Origin of the sequence: Micromonospora sp. NPDC047644 (genome assembly GCF_040704315.1) — a bacterium.
GTDB lineage: Bacteria > Actinomycetota > Actinomycetes > Mycobacteriales > Micromonosporaceae > Micromonospora.
The window spans coordinates 374,797-396,001 of record NZ_JBEYSY010000002.1 but is presented as its reverse complement, the minus strand read 5'-3'; the positions used below and the strand labels follow the sequence as shown (position 1 = coordinate 396,001).

19 protein-coding genes are annotated in these 21,205 nt (G+C 72.0%); 10 read left to right on the top strand and 9 right to left on the bottom strand.

The genetic code is table 11. The features are described 5' to 3' along the window. The first annotated feature begins 8 nt into the window (after positions 1-8). Together AB0877_RS05000 and AB0877_RS04995 are read left to right on the top strand one after the other, a co-directional pair. Positions 9-764, top strand: coding sequence for a hypothetical protein (locus tag AB0877_RS05000; protein WP_366606750.1), 756 nt, complete (start codon positions 9-11; stop codon positions 762-764). 50 nt (positions 765-814) lie between these two features. Further along, the gene (locus tag AB0877_RS04995) at positions 815-3,019 is read left to right on the top strand and encodes a hypothetical protein (RefSeq protein WP_366606748.1); all 2,205 of its coding nucleotides are present in this window, start codon (positions 815-817) and stop codon (positions 3,017-3,019) included. Between the two features lie 7 nt (positions 3,020-3,026). Here the strand turns inward: AB0877_RS04995 and AB0877_RS04990 are convergent, their stop codons facing one another. Genes AB0877_RS04990 through AB0877_RS04965 form a run of 6 tightly spaced genes read right to left on the bottom strand, consistent with a single transcriptional unit; the run spans position 3,027 to position 8,965 of the window. Next, on the bottom strand, positions 3,027-3,878 hold the full coding sequence (locus AB0877_RS04990) for a PmoA family protein (RefSeq protein ID WP_366606747.1): 852 nt from the start codon (positions 3,876-3,878) through the stop codon (positions 3,027-3,029). Further along, the gene (locus AB0877_RS04985; protein WP_366606745.1) at positions 3,875-4,555 is read right to left on the bottom strand and encodes a hypothetical protein; all 681 of its coding nucleotides are present in this window, start codon (positions 4,553-4,555) and stop codon (positions 3,875-3,877) included. Before AB0877_RS04985 ends, AB0877_RS04990 begins: the two co-directional genes overlap by 4 nt. A 4-nt stretch (positions 4,556-4,559) precedes the next feature. After that, positions 4,560-5,447: a carbohydrate ABC transporter permease gene (locus AB0877_RS04980; RefSeq protein WP_357230038.1), complete on the bottom strand. Its 888-nt coding sequence runs from the start codon at positions 5,445-5,447 to the stop codon at positions 4,560-4,562. Further along, positions 5,447-6,430 (bottom strand): sugar ABC transporter permease, encoded by a 984-nt coding sequence (locus tag AB0877_RS04975; RefSeq protein WP_366606744.1) that lies wholly within the window; start codon positions 6,428-6,430, stop codon positions 5,447-5,449. The genes AB0877_RS04980 and AB0877_RS04975 overlap by 1 nt, the downstream gene beginning before the upstream one ends. A 35-nt stretch (positions 6,431-6,465) precedes the next feature. Beyond that, entirely contained in the window at positions 6,466-7,815 is a 1,350-nt protein-coding gene (locus tag AB0877_RS04970; RefSeq protein WP_366606743.1) for an extracellular solute-binding protein, read from the bottom strand. A 19-nt stretch (positions 7,816-7,834) separates the two neighbouring features. After that, positions 7,835-8,965, bottom strand: coding sequence for a LacI family DNA-binding transcriptional regulator (locus AB0877_RS04965; RefSeq protein WP_366606741.1), 1,131 nt, complete (start codon positions 8,963-8,965; stop codon positions 7,835-7,837). Between the two features lie 236 nt (positions 8,966-9,201). Between AB0877_RS04965 and AB0877_RS04960 the strand changes: the two genes are divergently transcribed. The 7 genes from AB0877_RS04960 to AB0877_RS04930 all read left to right on the top strand — a co-directional run bounded on the left by AB0877_RS04960 (position 9,202) and on the right by AB0877_RS04930 (position 18,177). Continuing rightward, entirely contained in the window at positions 9,202-10,530 is a 1,329-nt protein-coding gene (locus AB0877_RS04960) for a Gfo/Idh/MocA family oxidoreductase (protein WP_366606739.1), read from the top strand. 25 nt (positions 10,531-10,555) lie between these two features. After that, positions 10,556-11,989, top strand: a complete 1,434-nt coding sequence (gene uxaC / locus AB0877_RS04955) for a glucuronate isomerase (protein WP_366606737.1) — start codon at positions 10,556-10,558, stop codon at positions 11,987-11,989. Then, positions 11,986-13,290: an enolase C-terminal domain-like protein gene (locus AB0877_RS04950; protein ID WP_366606735.1), complete on the top strand. Its 1,305-nt coding sequence runs from the start codon at positions 11,986-11,988 to the stop codon at positions 13,288-13,290. The genes uxaC and AB0877_RS04950 overlap by 4 nt, the downstream gene beginning before the upstream one ends. Further along, entirely contained in the window at positions 13,281-14,774 is a 1,494-nt protein-coding gene (locus tag AB0877_RS04945; RefSeq protein WP_366606734.1) for a mannitol dehydrogenase family protein, read from the top strand. Before AB0877_RS04950 ends, AB0877_RS04945 begins: the two co-directional genes overlap by 10 nt. Before the next feature lie 25 nt (positions 14,775-14,799). Continuing rightward, a complete protein-coding gene (locus AB0877_RS04940; protein WP_366606732.1) occupies positions 14,800-16,002 on the top strand; it encodes a Gfo/Idh/MocA family oxidoreductase in 1,203 nt (400 codons plus the stop codon). A gap of 20 nt (positions 16,003-16,022) precedes the next feature. Beyond that, entirely contained in the window at positions 16,023-17,369 is a 1,347-nt protein-coding gene (locus AB0877_RS04935) for a pectate lyase (RefSeq protein WP_366606730.1), read from the top strand. A gap of 82 nt (positions 17,370-17,451) precedes the next feature. Then, positions 17,452-18,177 (top strand): HD domain-containing protein, encoded by a 726-nt coding sequence (locus AB0877_RS04930; protein ID WP_366606728.1) that lies wholly within the window; start codon positions 17,452-17,454, stop codon positions 18,175-18,177. A 244-nt stretch (positions 18,178-18,421) separates the two neighbouring features. On the opposite strand, the gene AB0877_RS04925 is transcribed toward AB0877_RS04930, so the two are convergent. After that, entirely contained in the window at positions 18,422-18,787 is a 366-nt protein-coding gene (locus tag AB0877_RS04925) for a barstar family protein (RefSeq protein ID WP_366606726.1), read from the bottom strand. Positions 18,788-18,863: 76 nt separating this feature from the next. Then, positions 18,864-19,313: a ribonuclease domain-containing protein gene (locus AB0877_RS04920; protein WP_366606725.1), complete on the bottom strand. Its 450-nt coding sequence runs from the start codon at positions 19,311-19,313 to the stop codon at positions 18,864-18,866. Between the two features lie 288 nt (positions 19,314-19,601). Here AB0877_RS04920 and AB0877_RS04915 point away from each other — a divergent pair, with 288 nt between their 5' ends. After that, positions 19,602-20,456: a hypothetical protein gene (locus AB0877_RS04915; RefSeq protein ID WP_366606723.1), complete on the top strand. Its 855-nt coding sequence runs from the start codon at positions 19,602-19,604 to the stop codon at positions 20,454-20,456. A gap of 95 nt (positions 20,457-20,551) precedes the next feature. On the opposite strand, the gene AB0877_RS04910 is transcribed toward AB0877_RS04915, so the two are convergent. Further along, positions 20,552-20,830, bottom strand: coding sequence for a DUF559 domain-containing protein (locus tag AB0877_RS04910; protein WP_366606721.1), 279 nt, complete (start codon positions 20,828-20,830; stop codon positions 20,552-20,554). Positions 20,831-21,205: the final 375 nt, after the last annotated feature.

Below are 21,205 nucleotides of genomic sequence, written 5' to 3'. Positions count from 1 at the left end.
GTGCCGCCGTGGGTGACCTGCGCAAGCCGTTCCTGCTGATGGCCATGCTCGCCATCGTCCTGGCGATCGGGGTGGAGCTCGGCGCCGGGCTGCTGCTCGGCGGCGCGGACGCCGGCGCGGCCCTCGCCGACAGCGCCGGCGCGCTGGACGTGGAGATCGACGACGTGTCCGGGGTCAGCGAACCGTCCGGCCGGGGCACCGGCTACCTGGCGTTGATCGACGCGGTGGCGGTCTGGAGCACCGGGCTGTTCTGCCTCGGTCTGTTGCTGCCCGAGCGCCTCCAGGGTCGGGTGCAGGGCGTCGCCAGCCTGATCTTCTCGATCATCCTGATCATCGTCGGCTTGATCGCGTTGGTCATCGCGTTCGTCGAGCTGATGATCATGGTGTCGCTGTTCCTGGCCGTCCCGTTCGGCACCCTGGCCTACCTGGCGCTGTGGGGTTTCTTCCCGGTCGGTGAGGCGGCGGTGCTGCTCGGGCTGGTGCTGCTGCTCAAGCTGGTGTGGGCCGGGATGCTGGTGTTGGCCCAGCCTCGGTTCCTGCAGAACAAGGGCCTCGTCCTGCTGATCCTGACCACCCTGCTGTGCACTGTCGTGCTGGAGTTCCTGCACAACCTGGTGCCGGTGATCCTGGTCAGCATCGTCGACGAGGTGGCGGCGCTGGTCTTCGCGATCATCGCGATCATCTGGGGCCTGGTGCTGCTGATCGGCTCCATCCCCGCGATCGTCAAGGCCATCCGGGTAACCGCCGCCCTTCCGAGCCGCTGACCTTTGCGGTATCGGCAGCGCCTGGGTGGATTGTCTGTGACCCTGACGGCGTGGACGAGACGCCGGGGCGTGACGCCGTGGAGCTGCGCGTACACGGCATCTCCGGCGTCACCGCGGAACGGATCCTCGACCACCCGGTCGTCGTCCGGGTCGCCGGGGACACGCACGCGGGTTTCTTCCGGCCCCGACCGGGGAGCGGCACCGCAGGCGGGGCCACCGGTGGGGTTGCCGTCGAGGCGTACCGCTGGGGTTCGCTGACCGCCGGCGCGGCGGTGCGGACGGCCTCGATGTTGCTGCTGCTGCCCTTCATGTTGAGCAACCTGGCGATCTGGCTCCGGCCGCCGGGGCACGACAGGTGGGGGTTGCTCGGCCTGCTGTGTCGGTTGCTCGCCGGCACCCTCACGGCCACGTTCGTGCTGGCCGCGGTGGGCGTCGCGCTGGACCTGGTCGGTTGGCAGTGTGTGCCGTACCCGGGGTGCCGGGCCAGCCGCCCCTACCTGGCCTGGCTGCACAGCCTCCCGGCCGGGCCCCGGCTGGCCCTGCTGTCGATCGTTCCCCTGCTCGCGCTGTGGGTCGTCTGGGCCATCGGCACCCGGTCGGCACGGGCGTTCGAGGGGTTCGGCCCGTTGGTGTCGCAAACCCGGTCCGGCGACCGCGACCAGAGCCTCACCGATGCCGGTTTCTGGCAGGACGCGCACGTCACCGGCTGGCTACGGCAGGTCCATGTGGTGCTCGGCATCGGGACGCTGAACGTCGCCCTGTTGGCCGGCGTAGCACCGGGCGGGATCGGTCACGTCGTGCTGTTCGTGATCGCCGTCGGACTGCTCGGGGCGGGCGTGGTGCTCCTCGCTCTGCCCGTGCCGACCAGCCCTGTGCGGGCCGGACGGATCCTGCGAACCCTGTGGGCGATCACAGTGGTGACGACCGTGTTGTGCCTCGGCTCGGCCACGCTGGCGGACGCGACCCCGTCCGGCTCGGGCAAGCTTCCCGGGTACGAGGGTGCCGCCGCCGCGGTGGTCGCCACGCAGGGCGTCCTGCTGGTGGTGCTCACCGTCGTCACGTACACCCGGCAGCGCACTGCCCGGGGCGACGAACGCCCCGTCCTCCGCGGACTCGGCACCCCGATCATGGCGGCGGCGGCGGTGAGCGTCGGCGCTGCCTTCACCGCGACTCTGGTCTACCGCGTCGCGGACGCCCTCGACCACGGCGACATCCCCGACCCGATCCGACCCAACCCGCCGATCGTCGGCCCGCTGGACCCGCCGGTGGCCTACTGGTGGGCCGCGCTCGCCGGGCTCGCCGCGCTGCTGATCGGCGCGGCGGTGACCTCGGTGACCCTCCTGCTGAGCCGGCGACGGCGACGGGGACTGGCGGCACGTATCGTCGAACGGGACTACCCCGACGTGCCGGCGGCGGACGCGCACCGGCTGCGCCTGGTCCGGGAGACCATCGCCCGGTCCCGGGTCACCGAGGAGCTCGGTCCGGTGCTGCTCGCGTTCCTGTTGATCGCGTCGCTCGGGTTGGCCACCGTCGCCTTCGACGTGATCGGGATCGGTCCCACCCAGCTCGCGGACCGGCTGGGCGGGGACGGCGGCGCGGCCGTCGTGCTCGCCTACGTCACCGACGCCGGTGTCTGGGTGATCAGCCTGCTGGTGATCTTCCTGCTGATCCTCGGGTTCCGCGCGTACCGGTCGGCGCAGACCCGGCGGGTGGTGGCGGTGCTGTGGGACCTCGGCACCTTCTGGCCCCGGACGGTCCACCCGTTCGCGCCGCCCTGCTACGCCGCCCGCGCCGTCCCGGAGCTGGCGAAACGGGTCACCGGGCTCACCGCGCGGGGCCCGGTGGTCATCTCCGGGCACAGCCACGGCTCGGTACTCGCCGCCGCCACCATCCTGCACCTACCGCCGGCCGTGCTGACCCGGGTCTCGCTGTTGACCTACGGGTCACCGCTGCGGCGCACCTACGCGCGGCTCTACCCCGCGTACTTCGGGCCGCGGACGCTGCACGACCTGGGTGGGCGGATCGGGTGGCGGTGGCGCAACCTGTGGCGGGACACCGACCCGATCGGTGGGCCGATCTTCCCTCCGGGCTCTGACGGAACACCGCCCGACGTCGACATCCGACTGCGTGATCCCCGAAGCCTGACCATCGACCCGGCGGACACCGTGCCGCCGCCGATCGAAGGGCACTGGCCGTACCACACCCAGGCCGCATACCAGGTCGCGATCCGTGAGCTGACCGACCGGTCCGGCTGATCCGCGCTCACGGCCTCAGCGTCACCAGGGCGCTCACCTCGTCCCGGTCGAGGGTCCCGTCGACCACCCACACCCGGTACCGGCCGTGCCGGCTCCCACCGGCCGGCACCACCGCCGGTCGGTCGAACGCGAACGCCACACAGACCCCCGGATACATCCCGGTCCGCACGAACCATCTGTCGCCGCGGCCAAGACCCGCGAAGATCAGGGTGTACGCCCCGCCGCCCGACCGGACGCCGGTCAGCGCGAGCCAGGGCGCCGCGGTGCCGTTGACCGTCTCCTCCCCGGCCGCGTCGGCGGTGAACACCGCCGGTTCGTCGTCGGCGGCGGCCCGCCAGAAGAACCCGCCGTAGCCGGCCCCGCCCGGGCGGCCGTTGGTGGCCGGGCTGCCCAGCCGGATTTCCCGGTCGTCCGGGGCGACGAGGACGGACTCCACGTCGAGGCGCCAGGCGTCCGGCGTGACCACCGACGCGGCGAGCCACCTCCGCTCGGTCAGCAGCACCCCGCCGGCCCGGTCACGCCACTGGAGATCGTGCGCGTAGCGGCCCGGGGACCGTTCGACCTCCCCGGTGTGCGCGATGACGCCATGGTCGTCGCGCCAGGTGTAGCCGATGTCGCGGACGTAGGTGCGCCCGCCCCAGAGGTTGCTGCCGTCGACGTCCTGGACGGCGAGGGACGCGCCGAGGTGCCACACGTGGTCGGCGGGGAGCGCGTCGGTGACCACCGTTCCGCCGAGGGTGCGCACCGGGTGCAGGTAGGGTCGCGGCCCGTGCCGCGCGTCGAGCGCCGGGTCGAGCACGTACTCGGCCACCTCGGCGGCCCCGACCGTCAGCCGCACCGGCTCCTCCGCCCCGGTCACGGCAGCTCCCCGCGCCCGCCGACGACGGCCGGGGCCGGTCGGCGGACGGTCGGGTCGGCTGGCCCCCGCTGGCCGGCGGTGGGGTGGGCCGAGACCGGCCGGCGGACGGTCACGGCGTGCAGGGCGGCCATGGTGTAGCCGGCGAGGATCGGCACCGCGACCGGGGTGACCAGGACGGTGAGCAGCCCGGCGAGCGCGACGACCCCGGTGAGCGCCGCCCAGCGGGTGGGCGCGTCGAGGCAGGCGCGGGCTGCGGAGCGGGCCGAGGCCCGCCACCGCCCGCCCCCGTTGCCGCCCACCTCGACGACGACCAGCCCGGCGTACCCGGCCAGGCCGGCCGCGACCAGCGCCGTCACCAGCAGCGCAGCCGGGCCGCCCGGCACCCGGCCGGTGGCCAGCGCGGCCAGGTCGGCGGCGAGCAGCGCGGCACCGGCGAGCGCGAGCAGGCTGATCGGCACACCGGGCAGCAGTGAGCGCTCGAACCGACGCACGGTGGTGCCCGCCGACGGCCAGCTGCCGGTACGCGTCCAGTCGTGCAGCGCCGCACTGGCCGTGCCGAGCGCCGCGGCGGCGCTGAGCAGGGGTGCCGCCGCGAGGGTCAGCAGGATGCCCAGCAGGGCCAGGTCGGCGGCGTCGCGGACCACGTCGCGCCAGTCCCGCCGCCCGCCGGTGTCCACGGGTTCAGCCCTTGATGCCACTGGTGTTGATCCCTTCGACGAGCATCCGCTGGAACGCGACGAAGAACAGGAAGACCGGCAGCAGCGACAGCACCGACATGGCGAACATCGGGCCGACCGCGCTCTGGCTGGTCGAGTCGATGAACAGGGTCAGCGCGACCGGGACGGTGTAGTCCTCCAGTTGGGACAGGAAGACCAGTTGGCGGAAGAAGTCGTTCCAGGTCCAGATGAACGAGAAGATCGCCGTGGTGACCAGCGCCGGGCGGCTCAGCGGCAGGATGATGTGCCGGAAGATGCCGAACGGGCCGGCACCGTCGATGCGGGCCGCCTCGTCCAGCTCCCGGGGGACGCCCCGCATGAACTGCACCATGAGGAAGACGAAGAACGCCTCGGTGGCCAGGAACTGCGGGATGAGCAGCGGCAGGTACGGCCAGTCGCCGCCGACCAGCCCGAGCGTGCGGAACAGGATGTACTGCGGCACGATCAACACGTGCTGCGGCAGCAGCAGCGTGCCGATCATGACGGCGAACCACATGCCGCGCAGCCGGAACCGCAACCGGGCGAAGGCGTACGCGGCCAGCAGGCAGGAGAGCCCGTTGCCGATGACGGTGAGCAGGCTGACCATGGCGCTGTTGAGGAAGAACCGGCCGAAGCTGACGTCGAAGTTGGACCACCCGGCGGTGTAGTTGCCCGGGGTGAACCGTTCCGGCAGCAGCCCGACGTTGTTGACGATCTCCTCCTGGGACTTCAGCGAGGTGCCCACCATCCAGATCAGCGGGTAGAGCACCACGGCGACGATCGCCACCAGGATCAGCAGTCGCAGCACCGGCCGGCCGCCGGGGCGTCGGCGCACGTTCGGCGGCGCTGCGGTCGTCGGGGTCACCGCCACCATCACCGGTCCTCCCCGTCGGAGTAGTGCACCCAGAACCGTCCGGTGCTGAAGAAGATCGCGGTGATGACCGCGATGGCGAGCAGGAACACCCAGGCCATCGCCGAGGCGTAGCCCATGTTGAGGTCGGTGAAGCCGGTGATGTAGAGGTTCAGCGTGTACATCAGGGTGGAGTCGACCGGCCCGCCGGTGCCGTTGCTGAGCACGAACGCGGCGGTGAAGCCCTGGAAGCCGTTGATGGTCTCCAGCACCAGGTTGAAGAAGATGACCGGGGAGAGCATCGGCAGGGTGACGTTGCGGAACTGGCGGAACCGGCCGGCCCCGTCGACGGACGCGGCCTCGTACAGCTCGGTGGGCACCTGCTTGAGCCCGGCCAGGAAGATCACCATCGGTGCGCCGAACTGCCAGATGGCCAGCACCATCAGTGTTTCGAGGGCCCAGTCGGGGTCGTTGACCCACGGTTTGCCGGTGATGCCGAAGAGACTCAGCAGCGAGTTGAACGCGCCGTCGCGGTTGAACATGTTGACCCAGACGATGGCCAGCGCGACGCTGCCGCCGAGCAGGGACGGCAGGTAGAACAGCCCGCGGAACAACCCGACACCGCGCCAGGCGCGGTTGAGCAGCAGCGCCACGCCGAGCGCCGCAGCCAGCTTCAGCGGTACGGCGATCAACGCGAAGGTCAGCGTGACCCGCACCGCGTGCCAGTACGACGGGTCGGCGGTGAACATCCGTTCGTAGTTGGCCAACCCCACCCACTCCACCTCGGAGAAGGGGGTGAGGATGTCGTAGTTGGTGAAGCTCAGGTAGAGCGACAGCAGCATGGGGATCGCCGTGACACCCATCAGGCCGATGAGCCACGGCGACAGGAAGACGTACCCCGCCAGACCTTCGCTGTGCCGGATCCGTCCGGGCCCACGCCTCTGCGTGTGGGCCCGGACGGATCCGGGGCCGCGTCGGGTCGGGTCGGGCGCCGTGGTCAACGCCACGAACAGCTCCTCTCCTCGCCTCGCCTAGCGGGCGGTCAGGCGATGGCGGACTTGCTCGCCTCGATGAACTGGGTGGCGGCCTCGGCGGGGGTGGCCCGGCCGTACTGCGCGTTCTCGGCGGCCTTGATCAGCTCGGACTTCACCTTGCTGTGCCCCTTGATCGGGACCTGCGGCGACTCGCCGAACTTCTGGGTCAGCTCCGCCTCGACGGCGATGGACTGCTTCATGGCCGGGTCGGTGGTGTCGTCGCTGACCACGCGGCGCAGGTCCAGGTTGGACGGCAGACCACGGTCGGTGCCGAGCAGCTTGACCGCTTCGACGTCGTTGTTCAGGAAGTTGATCACGTCGACCGCGACGTCCTTGTTCTTGCTGCCCTTGAACACCGACCAGTACATCGAGGCACGGGCCCACTGCGCGCTCGGGTCACCGGGGTAGGCGATCACGCCCAGTTCGTCCTTGGTGTTCTTCTTCAGGTCCGGCATCTGGTTGGCCCAGACCCAGGAGGTCGCCGACTTGCCGGTGACCACCAGCTGCTTGGTGACGTCGCTGGAGTTGCCCTCGTGGATGACGTCGGCGCTCGGGGTGGCCTTGCGGTCCCGGGCACCCTTCCACAGGTCGAACCACGCGGTCACGTCCTCGGCGGTGAAGCCCAGATCCTTGCCCTTGTAGAGGTCCTTGCCCTGCTGGCGCAGCCAGACCCAGAACGCCTTGTAGTCGGCGCTCGGGTCCTGGGTGCCGGGCACCTTGGTCTTCGCGGTGACCTGCTCGGCCCAGGCGATGTGCTGCTCCCAGCTCATCCCGGTGGTCGGCTCGGGCAGGTTGTGCTTCGTCAGCAGCGTCTTGTTGTAGACCAGACCCTGGGTGTTCTCCCCGGCCGCCAGGCCGGCGAGCTTGCCGTCGACGACGCCGTACTTCCACAGGCTCTCGGGGAACTTGGAGGTGTCCAGCTTCCCGGACTCCTGGTAAGAGGTCAGGTCGAGCGTGGTGTTGCGGGCCGCGTACTCGGCGAGGTAGTTGTCGTCGATCTGGAACAGGTCCGGCGGGTTGCCGCCGGCGGTGAGGGTGGCCAGCTTGTCGAAGTAGCCCTGGTTGGCCTGCCAGGTCTTCTCGAAGGTCACGTTCGGGTGCTTCTTGGTGTAGAGCGCCAGGGCGTCCTCGGTCAGTTTGGCCCGGGCGTCGCCGCCCCACCAGAAGATCGAGAGCTTCACCGGGGCGTTCGGGTCGGCTGCGCCGCCGTCGTCGTCTCCGCAGGCGGCGGCGCCGAACATCAGCGGTGCGGCGACCGTCACGGCGAGCAGGCCACGCAGCAGGCGCCGCCGGGGCAGCGGGGTACGGTGGGCGCGCCCGACGGACGCGTCAGTGGTGGGGGGCGTTGCGGGGTGCATGTGCGCTCACTCCTCGGCATTAGGAGGCGACGGCGTCACCGGTGGCCGCAGTCGGGATGCCCGGGTCCGCAGGGCAATGCGGGCCCGGGCCACGTGGTGCGGCCAGGGGACGTGCCGGTCGGGCGTACGGGCCCGGGCCGGTCGAGTCGCGGATGACCAGGTCGGTCTGGAGCATTACCTGTGCGGTGGTACGACGGACGCCGAGCGCCGTGCCGGCACCGGACCCCCGCGCGCCGCGCGGTGATTCGATGTCCTGTTGCAGCAGCATGTCGACGGCCGTCCGGCCGGCGGCCCCGGTGGGTGTGGCCACCGTCGTCAGTTTGGGGCGGGTCAGCCGGCTCAGGGTGATGTCGTCGACCCCGACGACGCTCACCTCCTGCGGCACCCGGACCCCGAGCGCGTCCAGCCCTTCGATCAGGCCGATCGCCATCAGGTCGTTGTAGGCGAGCACTGCCGAGACGCCGCTGCGTCGCACCTGCTCGGCGACGGCGGAGCCGCCGACCTCGGTGGGCGCGTTGGGGCCGAGGATGGTCAGCTCCGCGCCACCGGCGCGGGCGGCCGCGCCGGCGGCCCGGCGCATCTCCCGGTTGGTCCACGAGCTGCGTGGTCCACCGAGCAACGCGATGCCGCGGTGCCCCAGGCCGACCAGGTGCTCGATCGCCGACCGGGCGCCCTGCCCGACGTCCATCAGCACGCAGGGCAGGCCGGTCACCTGGCGGTTCACCACGACCAGTGGCACCTCGCGGCTGAGCTGCTCGATCAGGCTGTTGCTCATCCGAGGGCTGCACAGCAGCACGCCGTCCACCTGCTTCGCGAGGGCGTGGACCAACTCCTCCTCGGCGGTCGGGTCCTCGTTGGTGTCGGCCACGAAGACGTGGTAGTCGCGGTGCCGGGCCTGACTCTCCGCCGCCTTGATCAGCGGCGGGAAGAACGGGTTGGCGATGTCCGCGATGATCAGCCCGATGTTGTGCGTCCGCCCGGTGATCAGGGCCCGGGCGGCGCGGTTGGGCCGGTAGCCCAGGTCCTCCGCGCAGGCCAGCACCCGGACCCGGGTCTCCGGGTTGACCAGGTGTGGAGCGGAGAAGGTGCGGGAGACGGTGGAGATGTGCACACCGGACGCCCGGGCGACGTCCCGGATGGTGACTGGCACGGCGGCCCCTTCGTCCGATGTGGTGGCGGTCACGCAGGTGTGGCCCATTAATGCAAACGGTTGTGCCAGTGTCAACGGTCAATGATGTCGGCTTCGTTGCGTCCACACTCCCCTTGGTCATCTTCAACCTCCTAAATGTCAACAAATGACGCCGATCATGCCGCCCTCGTTGACGCGAACGCATCGATCGTGATTACTTCACTGCAAACCTTTGCAGGACCACGGGAGGCGACCGCATGTCACCGAACGCCGCCGGACGGGTCCGGTACGCCGTCGTGGGCACCGGCGCGCGAGCCGAGATGTTCGTCCGGGCGCTGGTGCTCGACCACGCCGACACCACCGAGCTGGTCGCCTTCGCCGACGTGAACCAGGCCCGGATGGACGCGCACAACCGCTGGCTCGGCGAGCTGGGGCACCGCCCGGTGCCCACGTACCCGGCGGGTGACTTCGCGACGATGCTGGACGCCGAACGCGTGGACGCCGTCCTGGTCACCAGCGTGGACGTCACCCACGACGAGTACGTGGTCGCAGCGCTGCGCGCCGGCCGGGAGGTCGTCACCGAGAAACCGATGACCGTGGACGCGGCCCGCTGCCGGCGGATCCTGGACGCCGTCACCGAGACCGGCGGGCGGGTGACGGTCGCCTTCAACTACCGCTACAACCCGCTGCACGAACAGGTTCGCCGGCTGCTGGCCGAGGGCGCGGTCGGCGAGATCGGCTCGGTGCACTTCGAGTGGCTGCTCGACGTACGCCACGGCGCGGACTACTTCCGCCGCTGGCACCGCGACAAGGCCACCTCCGGCGGGCTGATGGTGCACAAGGCCAGCCACCACTTCGACCTGGTCAACTGGTGGCTGGCCGCCACGCCCGTCGAGGTGTACGCGGCCGGCCGACTCTTCTTCTACGGCGAGGACGGTCGCCGGCACGGCTACGCCCGCGACTACGACCGGGCGCACGGCTCCCCCGCCGCCGCCGACGACCCGTTCGCCCTGCGGCTGGACGCGCATCCCCGGCTGCGGGAGCTGTACCTCGACGCCGAGGCCGAGGACGGCTACCAGCGCGACCGCAACGTCTTCGCGCCCGGGGTGAGCATCGAGGACGACATGGCGGTGCTGGCCCGCTACTCCACCGGCGCCACCATGACCTACCACCTCACCGCGTACGCGCCCTGGGAGGGCTACCGGGTGATGGTCAACGGCAGCCGGGGCCGGCTGGAGCTGAACGTGGCCGAGAACGACTACGTCGACCGGGGCACCGCCGGCGCGGTCAAGGGCGCCGCCCTGCACGGTGCCGAGGCGCCGGCCGAGGGCGGCGGTGCGACGCTTACCCTGCGCCCGTTCTGGGCCCCGCCCCGGCAGATCCCGGTGCAGGGCCGCAGCCGGCACGGGCACGGCGGCGCGGACGCCCGGATGACCGGGGTGCTCCTCGGCGGTCAACCCGACCCGTTGGGCCGCGCCGCGACCGCCGACGACGGCGCGTTGGCCCTGCTCACCGGTCTGGCCGCCAACCGGTCCTTCGAGACCGGCCAACCCGTCCGCGTCGCCGACCTGCTCACCCCCCGCTGACACAGGAGACGAGGAGCCCCACTTCGTGCCCACGTTCGACCACACCGACCTGCTCCTGCCGCCCGAGCCGGGCCAGCGCGCGCTGGCCCGGGAGCTGTACGCCCTGGCGGCGCAGCAGCCCATCATCTCGCCGCACGGGCACGTCGACCCGGCCCTGCTGGCCGAGGACCGACCCTTCCCAGACCCGGCGCAGCTGCTCATCGTGCCCGACCACTACCTGACCCGGATGCTGCTCAGTCAGGGCGTACCCCCGGCGGATCTGGGGGTGCCCACCCGCGACGGCAGCCCGGTGGAGACCGACGGCCGGGTGATCTGGCGACGCTTCGCCGCGCACTGGCACCTGTTCCGGGGCACCCCGTCGCGACTGTGGCTGGAGCAGACCTTCCGCACCGTCTTCGGGGCGCACACCCCGCTTCGCCCGGACACCGCCGACGCCCTCTACGACGAGATCGCCGCCCGGCTCGCCGAGCCGGACTTCCGGCCCCGGGCGCTGTTCGAACGGTTCAACATCGAGGTCCTCGCGACGACCGAGTCCCCGCTGGACGACCTCGCGCAGCACGCCAAACTCACGGCCGACGGGTGGGGCGGGCCGGGCGGGCGGGTGGTCACCACGTTCCGACCGGACGACGTGGTGGACATGGAGTTCGAGGGCTGGTCGACCAACGTGGACCGTCTCGGTGACACCGCCGGCGAGGACACCGGCACCTACGCCGGCTACCTGGCCGCGCTGCGGGCCCGACGCGCCGCGTTCATCGCCGCCGGCGCCACCTCCACCGACCACGGCCACCCCACCGCGCGCACCCTGGACCTGACCCCGGCCGAGGCCGAACGGCTCTACGACCGGGGCCGGCGCGGCGAGGCCGACGCCGCCGACGCGGAGGCGTTCCGGGCGCACATGCTCGTGGAGTTCGCCCGGATGTCGCTCGACGACGGGCTGGTCATGCAGCTGCACCCCGGTGCGGTGCGCAACCACAACCGGTGGTTGCACGCCCGGCACGGTCGCGACGTCGGCGGCGACATCCCGCAGGCCACCGAGTACGTGCACGCGCTCGCCCCGCTGCTGGAGCGCTACGGCAACGACCCCCGGCTGCGACTGGTGCTCTACACCCTCGACGAGGACACCTTCACCCGCGAGCTGGCGCCCCTCGCGGGCGGGTACGCCGCGCTGCTGCTCGGCGCGCCCTGGTGGTTCCTGGACTCCCCGGAGGTGCTGCGCCGGTTCCGGGAGGCGGTGACCGAGAGCGCCGGCTTCTACAACACCAGCGGGTTCGTCGACGACACCCGGGCGTTCTGCTCCATCCCGGTACGCCACGACGTGGCCCGCCGGGTGGACGCCGGCTTCCTCGCCCGGCTCGTCGCCGAGCACCGGCTGCCGATGGACGAGGCCGCCGAGACCATCGTCGACCTGGCGTACCGGCTGCCCAAGCGGGTCTTCAACTTCGGAGGACAGCAGCGATGACCGTCACCATCACCTCCGTCGAGGTGCACGACGTGCGGTTCCCCACCGCCGCCCGAGGCGACGGCTCCGACGCGATCAACCGGGGCGACTACTCGGCGACGTACGTGGAGCTGGGCACCGACGCGGGCCCGACCGGCGCCGGGTTCACCTTCACCAACGGCCGGGGCAACGAGATCACCTGCGCGGCGGTGCGTGCCCTGGCCCACCACGTCCAGGGGCGCACCATCGAGGAGATCACGGCCGAGCCGGTGGCGTTCTGGCGCTCGCTCAGCGCCGACGTGCAGCTGCGCTGGCTGGGCCCGGAGAAGGGCGTCATCCACATGGCGACCGGTGCGCTGGTCAACGCGGTGTGGGACCTGCGGGCCACCCTGGCCGGCAAGCCGATGTGGCGTTTCCTCGCCGACCTGCCCACCGACGAGCTGGTGGCCAGCGTCGACTTCAAGCACATCACCGACGCGCTCACCCCGGACGAGGCCGCCGCCATCCTCGACAAGGGGCGCGACGGGCTGGCCGACCGGTTGACCACCCTCGAACGTGACGGTTTCCCGTCGTACACCACGTCGGTCGGTTGGCTCGGCTACCCGGACGACAAGGTGCGGGCGCTGACCCGGCAGGCGTACGCCGACGGCTGGCGGGCGATGAAGATGAAGGTCGGCGGCCCGCTCGCCGACGATCTGCGACGGGCCCGGATCATCCGGGAGGAGATCGGCCCGGGCGCGCTGTTGATGATGGACGCCAACCAGGTCTGGGACGTCGACGAGGCGATCACCGCGATGGCGGCGCTGGCCGAGGTGGACCCGTACTGGATCGAGGAGCCCACCCACGCCGACGACATCCTCGGGCACGCCCGGATCGCCCGCGCGGTGGCCGAGTTGACCGGCGGTCGTTGCCGGGTGGCCACCGGTGAGGTGGCCGCCAACCGGGTGATCTTCAAGCAGTTGCTCCAGGCCGAGGCGATCGGGGTGATGCAGGTCGACGCCGCCCGGGTCGGCGGCGTCAACGAGGTCCTGGCCGAGTTGCTGCTGGCGGCGAAGTTCGGCGTGCCGGTCTGCCCGCACGCCGGCGGCGTGGGCCTCTGCGAGTACGTCCAGCACCTGGCGATCTTCGACTACCTGCGGGTGGGCACCGGTCTGGACGGTCGGATGATCGAGTACGTCGACCATCTGCACGAACACTTCGTCGATCCGGTGCGGACCCGCGGTGGCCGCTACCTGCTGCCCGAACGGCCCGGTTACAGCGCCACCATGAAACCCGCGTCGATCGCGGAGTTCCGCTTCCCGGACGGCCCGGCATGGCAGTGACCGTCGGGGCCTCCCGGCTCGGCCTGGGGATGCTGCGCCGGCTGCCCGCCGAGGCCCGCCCGCTGATCCGGCCGGGCACCGTGCCGACCGGCGTCGTACACCTGGGGTTGGGCGCGTTCCACCGTGCCCACCAGGCCGTGTTCACCGAGGCGGCGGTCGGCGCGGCCGGGGGCGACTGGGGCATCGTGGCCGTCGCGCCGCGCAGCACCGCGGTGGTCGAGGCGATCGCCGCGCAGGACAACCTGTTCAGCGTCAGCGCCCTGTCTCCGGCCGGCAGCTCCACCCGGGTGGTGGGTGCCCTGAGCGGGGTCCGGCACGCGCCCAGCGACCCGGACGCCGTGGTGGCGTTGCTCGCCGACCCGGCGGTGCGCGTGGTGACCCTGACCGTCACCGAGAAGGCGTACCACCTCGACCCGGTGACCGGCCGGCTGTCCCCGGACTCGGCGCTCGCCGCTGACCTGGCCGGCGGCCGAGCGCCGAGCACGGTGCCGGGGCTGCTGCTGCGCGGGCTGGCCGCCCGGGCCGCCGCGGACGCCGGGCCGGTGGCCCTGGTGAGCTGCGACAACCTGCCGGCCAACGGCCGTCGACTGCGCGGGATGCTCGACCAGGCGGTCGCCCGCGCCGACGGGGTGCCCGCCGGGCTCACCGAGTGGGTGGCCGGCAACGTCACCTGCCCGGGCACCATGGTGGACCGGATCGTACCGGCCAGCACCCCGGAGACGATCGAGGCGGCCCGGCGGGCGCTCGGCGTGACCGACCTGGCCGCCGTGGCCGCCGAGCCGTACGCGCAGTGGGTGATCGAGGACGACTTCCCCGGTGGTCGGCCCGGCTGGGAGTTCGCCGGGGCGGTGCTCACCGACGACGCCGGCCCGTGGGAGCGGTTGAAGCTGCGCGCCCTCAACGGGGTGCACTCCGCCATCGCCTACCTCGGGGCGTTGGCCGGTCGGGAGACGATCGCCGACGCGTTGGAGATCCCGCACCTGCGTGACGTGCTGCGCCGGCTGATCGCCGAGGACGTGGCGGCCAGCTTCACCCCGCCGGACGGGGTGCGGGTGGTCGACTACGGCGAGCAGGCCCTCGCCCGGTTCGGCAACCCGGCGATCCACCACCGCACCCTCCAGGTGGCGATCGACGGCTCCCAGAAGCTGCCGCAGCGTGTCCTGCACACCATCGCCGACCTGCGGGCGGCCGGGCGGTCCGCGCGCTGGGGCGCGCTGGTCGTGGCGTCCTGGTTGCGCTTCGCGCTGGGGTACGCCGACGACGGCCGGCCGTTGCCGTTCCAGGACCCACTGGCCGGGCCGATCCGGGCCGCCCTGGAGGCCGGGTCGCAGAGCCCGGCCGGCGCTGTCGACGCGGTCTTCGCGCTGCGCGACGTCATCCCGGTGGAGGTGGCCGAGGACGACGAGGTCCGCGCCGACGTGATCGCCTGGCTGACCGCGTTGGAGCGGCACGGCGTCGCGGCCACCCTGGCCGGTGCCCGGTGAGCCGGTCCACCCGGGCCGGTCGGCGGTGAGCGGGGCCACCCCGCCGCCCCGGGTGGCGGTGATCGGGGCGAACGGGCACGGTCGCTGGCACCGGCGGGTGATCGCGCCCCTGCACGCCGCCGGTCGGCTGCGGTTGGTCGCCCTGGTCGACGTCCGACCGGTGGAGGACGACCCGGCCGCCCCGGTGCCGCCCGGGGTCGCGGTGTTCACCGACCACCGGACGATGCTCGCCGCCACCCGACCGGAGGTGGTGGTGATCTGCACGCCGCCGCACACCCATCTGGCGATCGCCCGCGACGCCCTGGCCACCGGCGCGGATCTGCTGCTGGAGAAACCGCCGGTGCTGTCGCTGGCCGAGCACGAGGAGCTGACCTGGGCCCTCACCGCCGCCGGTCGGGTGGCCCAGGTCGGCTTCCAGGCGCTCGGCTCGGCGGCCCTCACCGCGCTGACCGACGCGCTGGCCGCCGGCCGCCTGGGCACGGTCACCGGCATCTCCACTGTGGCCGCCTGGCAACGGCCGGACGCCTACTACGCCCGCTCCCCCTGGGCCGGTCGACGGAGTCTGGACGGCCGGCCGGTGCTGGACGGCGCGCTCGTCAACCCGCTCGCGCACGCGGTGATGCAGTGCCTGGCGATCGCCGAGGCCCTCGCTGGGGCGACGCCGTGGCCGGTCGCGATCGAGGTGGAACGCTACCGGGTCCGGCCGATCGAGGTGGAGGACACCGCCGTGCTGCGGGTCCGGTTCCGCGCCGGGCCGCCGGTGCTGGTGGCGGTGACCCTGGCCGCCGAGGAGTTCGTGGCGGGCGAGGTGGCGGTGACCGGTACGACGGGGCAGGCGGTGCTGGAGTACCCGACCGACCGGCTGCGCCTGCCCGGGGACGTGGTGACCCGCCGGGTGCCGGGGCGGCTGGGGCTGCTGGAGAACCTGCTCGCCCACCGGGTCGATCCGTCGGGCGTGCCCCTGATCGCGCCGCTGGCCCGTACCGCGCCGTTCACCGCGCTGCTGGACGCGTTGCGGCCCGCGCCGGAGCCCCGGCTGCTCGACGGCGAGTTGGTCAGCACCCACGGCGAGGGCGGGGAGCGGGTCCGCCACCTGCGGGGCGTCGTCGACGTGTTGCGTCGGTCGGCCGAGCGGGGCGCGCTGCCGGGCGAGCTGGGGGTGCCGTGGGCGTCCGGCGCGTACCGCGCCGAGCTGGCGGGACAGACGAACAACCGACAGGTCCCCTGAACAGCGAACGGAGTGAGTCGATGCGCAGAGTCCTCGGCGGCGTCACAGTGGTCGCCCTCGTCCTCGGGGCCGCCCCGGCCGCCGCCGCTGCCCGTCCGGACGTCCCGTCCGCCGACCGGGTCTCCTGGTTGGCCGACCGCCTCGGCCGGCAGACGCTGCCCGAGCGCGACGGTTGGGCGGCCGACGGCCCCGGCACCACCGGCGGCTCGGCGGCCACCCCCGAACGGACCCGGGTGGTCCACAGCCGGGCGGAACTGGTCACCGCGCTGGGCGGTGACAACGCCGCCGACGCCACCGGAAAGCTCATCTACGTCGACGGCGTGATCGACGGCTTTGAGGGGCCCGACGGCACGCCGTTGAGCTGCACCGATCTGGCCGATCCGGGATACCGGTTGGACGCCTACCTGGCCGCGTACGACCCGGCGGTGTGGGGACGGGTGCCACCGACCGGGCCGCTGGAGGAGGCCCGGGTGCGGTCGGTGGCCAACCAGACCCGGCAGACCCAGATCAACGTCGGGCCGAACACCACGATCGTCGGGCTGCGCGGCGCTCGACTGACCGGCCTCACCCTCATGATCGACCGGGCGTCGAACGTCATCGTCCGCAACCTGACCTTCGTCGACGCCCGGGACTGCTTCCCCGCCTGGTCGGCGACCGATGGCGAGGCCGGCAACTGGAACAGCCAGTACGACCAGATCTCGGTACGCCGCAGCGAGAACGTTTGGGTCGACCACAACACCTTCACCGACGGCGACAACCCGGACAGCGCCCAGCCGGTGTACTTCGGTCGGCCGTACCAGGTACACGACGGGTCGTTGGACGTCACGCACACCGCCAGCCTGGTCACCGCCTCCTGGAACCGCTTCACCGGTCGGGACATGCTGCTGTTGATCGGCTCGTCCAACACGGTCGGCCCGGACGTGGGCCGGCTGCGGGTCACTCTGCACCACAACCTCTTCGACGGCGTCCTGCAACGGCTGCCCCGGGTGCGTTTCGGTCAGGTCGACGTCTACAACAACCACTACCGGCTTGGTGGGGACGACTTCCAGTACGCGCTCGGCGTCGGCGTCCAGTCGGCGATCTACGCGCAGAACAACTTCTTCACGATCGACGCGGCGGTCGACCCGGCGGACCTGCTCTACGACTGGGGCGGCACCGCGGTGACCGAGCGAGGCTCCTGGGTCCGCCAGGGCGGCGGCGCGGCCCGACCGGTCGACCTGCTGGCGGCGTACAACGCGACCCATGACCCCGACCTGGCCTCGGACGCGGGCTGGACGCCCACCCTGCGCCGCGACCCCGTGCTGCCGGCACCGCTGGTCCCCCTCCTGGTGGGCCCGCTCGCCGGCGCCGACCGGCTGCCGATCTGACGGCGCGGCGCGCCCGCAACTCGCGGTCGGGTCGACGACGTACGGGCTCATCGATCTGGTGAAGATCGGCTATAAGTGACGCATGGACTTCCCGCCGCACCTGGGCAGCATGCCGATGCACGCGATCACCGAGATCCACGGCGAACCGGGCCTGCTGGAGCGTTTCCGGTTGGAGGTCCAGCAGTTCGACGACGCCGCCCGGGCGCGCTTGACCGCCGCGCTCGACCTCGCCGCCGAACTGCACCGCGACGATCGACGCGTCCGCGAGCCGTACCTGAACCACCTGCTGCGGGTCGCGATCAGGCTGATGCACCACTACCAGGTGCGGGACGTGGACGTGATCGTCGCCGGACTGTTGCACGACACCGTGGAGGACCATCCGGTCGAGCTGGCCGCCGGTGAGCCGGGCACCGACCCGACCGGGGCCGCGCTGGGCGTGCTCGCCGCGCGGTTCGGGCCTCGGGTGGCCACCCTGGTCGCCGCCGTCACCAATCCGGTGTACGACCCCGAGCGGGACCGCAACGCGCAGTACCGGGAGCACCTGGCGGTCAGTCTGGACCGGGAGCCCTGGGCCCGGGTGATCAAGGTGTCGGACTTCACCGACAACGGGGTGGGCGTGATCCACACGGTCGGGCCGAAGGTGATCTCGTCGGCCCGCAAGTACCGGCCGCTGGTGCCGCTGTTCCGGGACCTGATCGGCCGGCCGGACACCCCGTTGTCGCCCGCGGTGAAGCGGCACATCTTCGGCCAGCTGGACCTTGCCGAAGAACGGTTCAGCGCCATCCTCGACCAGCCCGCGTCGAACTGACGGCCGCCACCCCGCCCCACCCCGTCCCGCCCATCCCCCGCCTCGGGCCGCCTCGCCCCACGCGCAGCCTTTGCTCTGCACCCGCCGAGGCGACACGTACGGACGGTAGGCGTCGCCTCGGCGGGTGCAGAGCAAAGGACGTCTGAGGGCCGTTGGACGGCGGATCGGGGCTGGCGGAGGAGAGGGCAGAGCCAGCCCCAGGGCGGGGCGGCGAGGGCAGAGCGGCTGGTGGCCCGGTCACCGGTCAGGAGGGCGTGGCCTCGGTGAGGACGACGCGCAACGGGTGCGGGGCGCTGGTGGCGAGGTCGCCGAGCACTGTGAACAGCAGGCCGTACTGATCGGTCGGCTCATCGGCCAGCAGCTGGCCGGCGCCGGTGATCAGCACTGTGAGCGGGCCGGTGTCGAGCCGGTCCCGGAGCACGTCGGAGAGGGCGTCCCAGGTGTTCCCCAGGTACGTCGGCAGGGCCAGCGCGGCGGCGAGCGCGGCGAAGAGGTCGGCCCTGTTGCGGGCCCCCGCCCCGGCCAGGACCACCGCGCCGGGCACGTCGAGGGCCTCGTCCCGGCGGACGGTCAGCCAGTCGGGCATCCGATCCGCGTTCTCACCGACCATCATCTGCCTCCTGATCCGAGCTGGGCGACGACGTTACGGGGGGCCGACCGGCCTCGACCGACCGGCCCCGGGTCGGTCAGAGCCGGTAGAAGTCGGTGTAGTGATTGGGCGAGAACCAGGTGACACCGGTGCTGCGGTTCACCACGATCCGGTACGCGTCCCGGGCGGCGCCCTGGGTGCGCGGGTAGACGTCGTACTCGTGGTAGGTGGCGTTGGCGGGCAGTTGACCCTCATAGTTGTAGAACTGGCCGCCGGCGAAGTTGGACTTCCCGCCGCTCCAGGAGTACCAGCCTCGGCTGGTCGGGAACCCCTTGGCGGACCAGCCCGAGCGGGCGGTGCGGGCGTCCGCGCAGCGACTCATGGTGCAGGAGCTGTAGACCGCCGCCGAGGCCGGGTCGGTCAGTCGGGGCGAGACCACGGACGGGCCGACCAGCGCGGCGGCGACCAGGGCGAGGAGCAGGGCGAGGGTGGTGGTACGCCGGCGGATCGCGCCGAGCGTGGCCAGCGGGGACACGAGGGTGGACACAGGCTGCCTCCAGACCATCCAATCCATCGATCCGCGTGATTGTCGGACCGGACCCAGTCTCACCGCTGCCGGTCGACGGCAACACCCCTCGGCACCCCAACTGCTCCACAATGCTCGGTGAACCGCGGGCGATCATCTGTTTCAGCGCTCGTCCACGGTTGAACGCCACCCGACGCGCACGGCCTGGATCGTGTCGATATGCCGACCGCTCGGTGACGGCGTGGCGACGGACATATCGGTCATCGGTTGTTAGCGTGAAACGCGGATCCGTGACCGTGGAGGGGTGCCATGACGGACGCCCCCGACGGGAGACCCAGGCCCGCGGACCAGTGGCGACACCGGGGCGTACGCGGGCTGACCATCGCCCGCGACGCCGGTGTACGAGGCTGGCGGTGGTGGGCTCGGAGCTGGGATCGGCTGGTCGCCGCGCTCCAGGACGAGGCACCCGTCGGCTCCGGTGCCGCGCCGTCGCCGTCCGGTCCACTCGTCGAACAACGCGACGCACCCCGGCTGATCGCGGTCCCCGCACGCGGGTACGTGTACTCGTTCTACATCCGTGCCACGTTCGCCTGGTCGTCACCGGCGAGCCTGCGGTCCGAGGTGCTGAGCTGGTACGTGCAGTACTTCCAACCGAACGCGATCCAGCGGCTGACCCGGCTGGCTGCCGACGCCGCCCGGGACCTCCCCCCACACCGGGCCGGAGACCTGGAGGTGGCGTTGCAGCGGGCGCTCGACGAGGACCCCCTGTGGCAGTACCAACGGGGCGACATCACGCTCACCTGCCGCCCCGACGCCGCCGTACGACTCGACGAACGGATCCTGCCCGCGCTCCAGCCGCACGTCGACCGCCTCGTCAAGCTGGAATACCAGTTCGACGAGCAGATCCGGAAGGCCCGCTACGCCGAGGAGCTCAGCCGCCGATGGACAGCCATCCTGAACGATCACGCGGACGACGACGAACTGGCCGACGCCCGCGACCACCTGCTCACCGCGCACCGAGAAGCCGCCCGATGGATCGCCGAACTCCTCCACCGCCACGCCAACCCCGCACCAGAGCCGACGCCGACACCGACCCCCCGGATCCCCCCACAACAGACCAGCCCCACCCCGCCCTCCTCACCCGCTTCGGCAGCTCCCGAGTAACTGCCCGCCCGCCGCACCTCGCCCCACCCCGCTCCATGATCAAGTGATGAAAAGTAGGTCCAACGGGTCTCCCAGACCTACTTTTCATCACTTGATCATTGGTTGGAGCAGGCTCGGTTGGCGAGAATGGCGAGGGTTTCCTGGCGGACCTGGTCCGGGTCCACAGTGAGGCGGCGGTGGCTGAAGCGGACGACGAGGATGCCGACCGTCGCCAGCAGGGCGTCGCGGCTGAGGTCGATCTCGCGTTCGGCCGGATCGCCGTGGCTGGTCGCGCCGTCCAACTCGATGTCGACCCGTTCCGCCTCGGCGAACATGTCAAGGTAGATCGTCCGGGCACCGACCCGTACCCGCGCCTGCCGGGTGAACCTCGGCATTCCCGGTCCGGTGAAGACGTGGTCGTGGCCCAGATCTCCAACGGGCTGCGGCACCCGGCGGCGAGCCGGTCCAGCAAACCGCCGAGTGCCGCACGGTCGGGTATTCTCGGTACCTCGGCAAGGGCGGCAGCAAGTCGGCGCGGCGTGGTCATCCGATCGTTGACCGCACGGATGAGCACACTCGATCGCTCGATCGGCGGCAGCAGCGGCCAACAGTCCACCAGGGTCCGGTCGAGCCGGGTGACCGGCACTCCTCCCCGTGTCACCACCTGCGGCGGCGCGACCGCGAAGTCGGACCGGTGGGCGACGACCAGATGCGGCCGGTCACGCAGGCCTGACCCTCGCGGCAGATCGAGATACACCGGCTCGCCCGGT

Excerpts from the sequence above, each read along its gene's own strand:
- AB0877_RS04945 (WP_366606734.1), top strand. The coding sequence starts at position 13,281 with ATGGCAGTGACCGTCGGGGCCTCCCGGCTCGGCCTGGGGATGCTGCGC.
- AB0877_RS04950 (WP_366606735.1), top strand. The coding sequence starts at position 11,986 with ATGACCGTCACCATCACCTCCGTCGAGGTGCACGACGTGCGGTTCCCC.
- AB0877_RS04970 (WP_366606743.1), bottom strand. The coding sequence starts at position 7,815 with ATGCACCCCGCAACGCCCCCCACCACTGACGCGTCCGTCGGGCGCGCC.
- AB0877_RS04930 (WP_366606728.1), top strand. The coding sequence starts at position 17,452 with ATGGACTTCCCGCCGCACCTGGGCAGCATGCCGATGCACGCGATCACC.
- AB0877_RS04925 (WP_366606726.1), bottom strand. The coding sequence starts at position 18,787 with ATGGTCGGTGAGAACGCGGATCGGATGCCCGACTGGCTGACCGTCCGC.
- AB0877_RS04910 (WP_366606721.1), bottom strand. The coding sequence starts at position 20,830 with ATGCCGAGGTTCACCCGGCAGGCGCGGGTACGGGTCGGTGCCCGGACG.
- AB0877_RS04980 (WP_357230038.1), bottom strand. The coding sequence starts at position 5,447 with ATGGTGGCGGTGACCCCGACGACCGCAGCGCCGCCGAACGTGCGCCGA.
- AB0877_RS04960 (WP_366606739.1), top strand. The coding sequence starts at position 9,202 with ATGTCACCGAACGCCGCCGGACGGGTCCGGTACGCCGTCGTGGGCACC.
- AB0877_RS04935 (WP_366606730.1), top strand. The coding sequence starts at position 16,023 with ATGCGCAGAGTCCTCGGCGGCGTCACAGTGGTCGCCCTCGTCCTCGGG.
- AB0877_RS04915 (WP_366606723.1), top strand. The coding sequence starts at position 19,602 with ATGACGGACGCCCCCGACGGGAGACCCAGGCCCGCGGACCAGTGGCGA.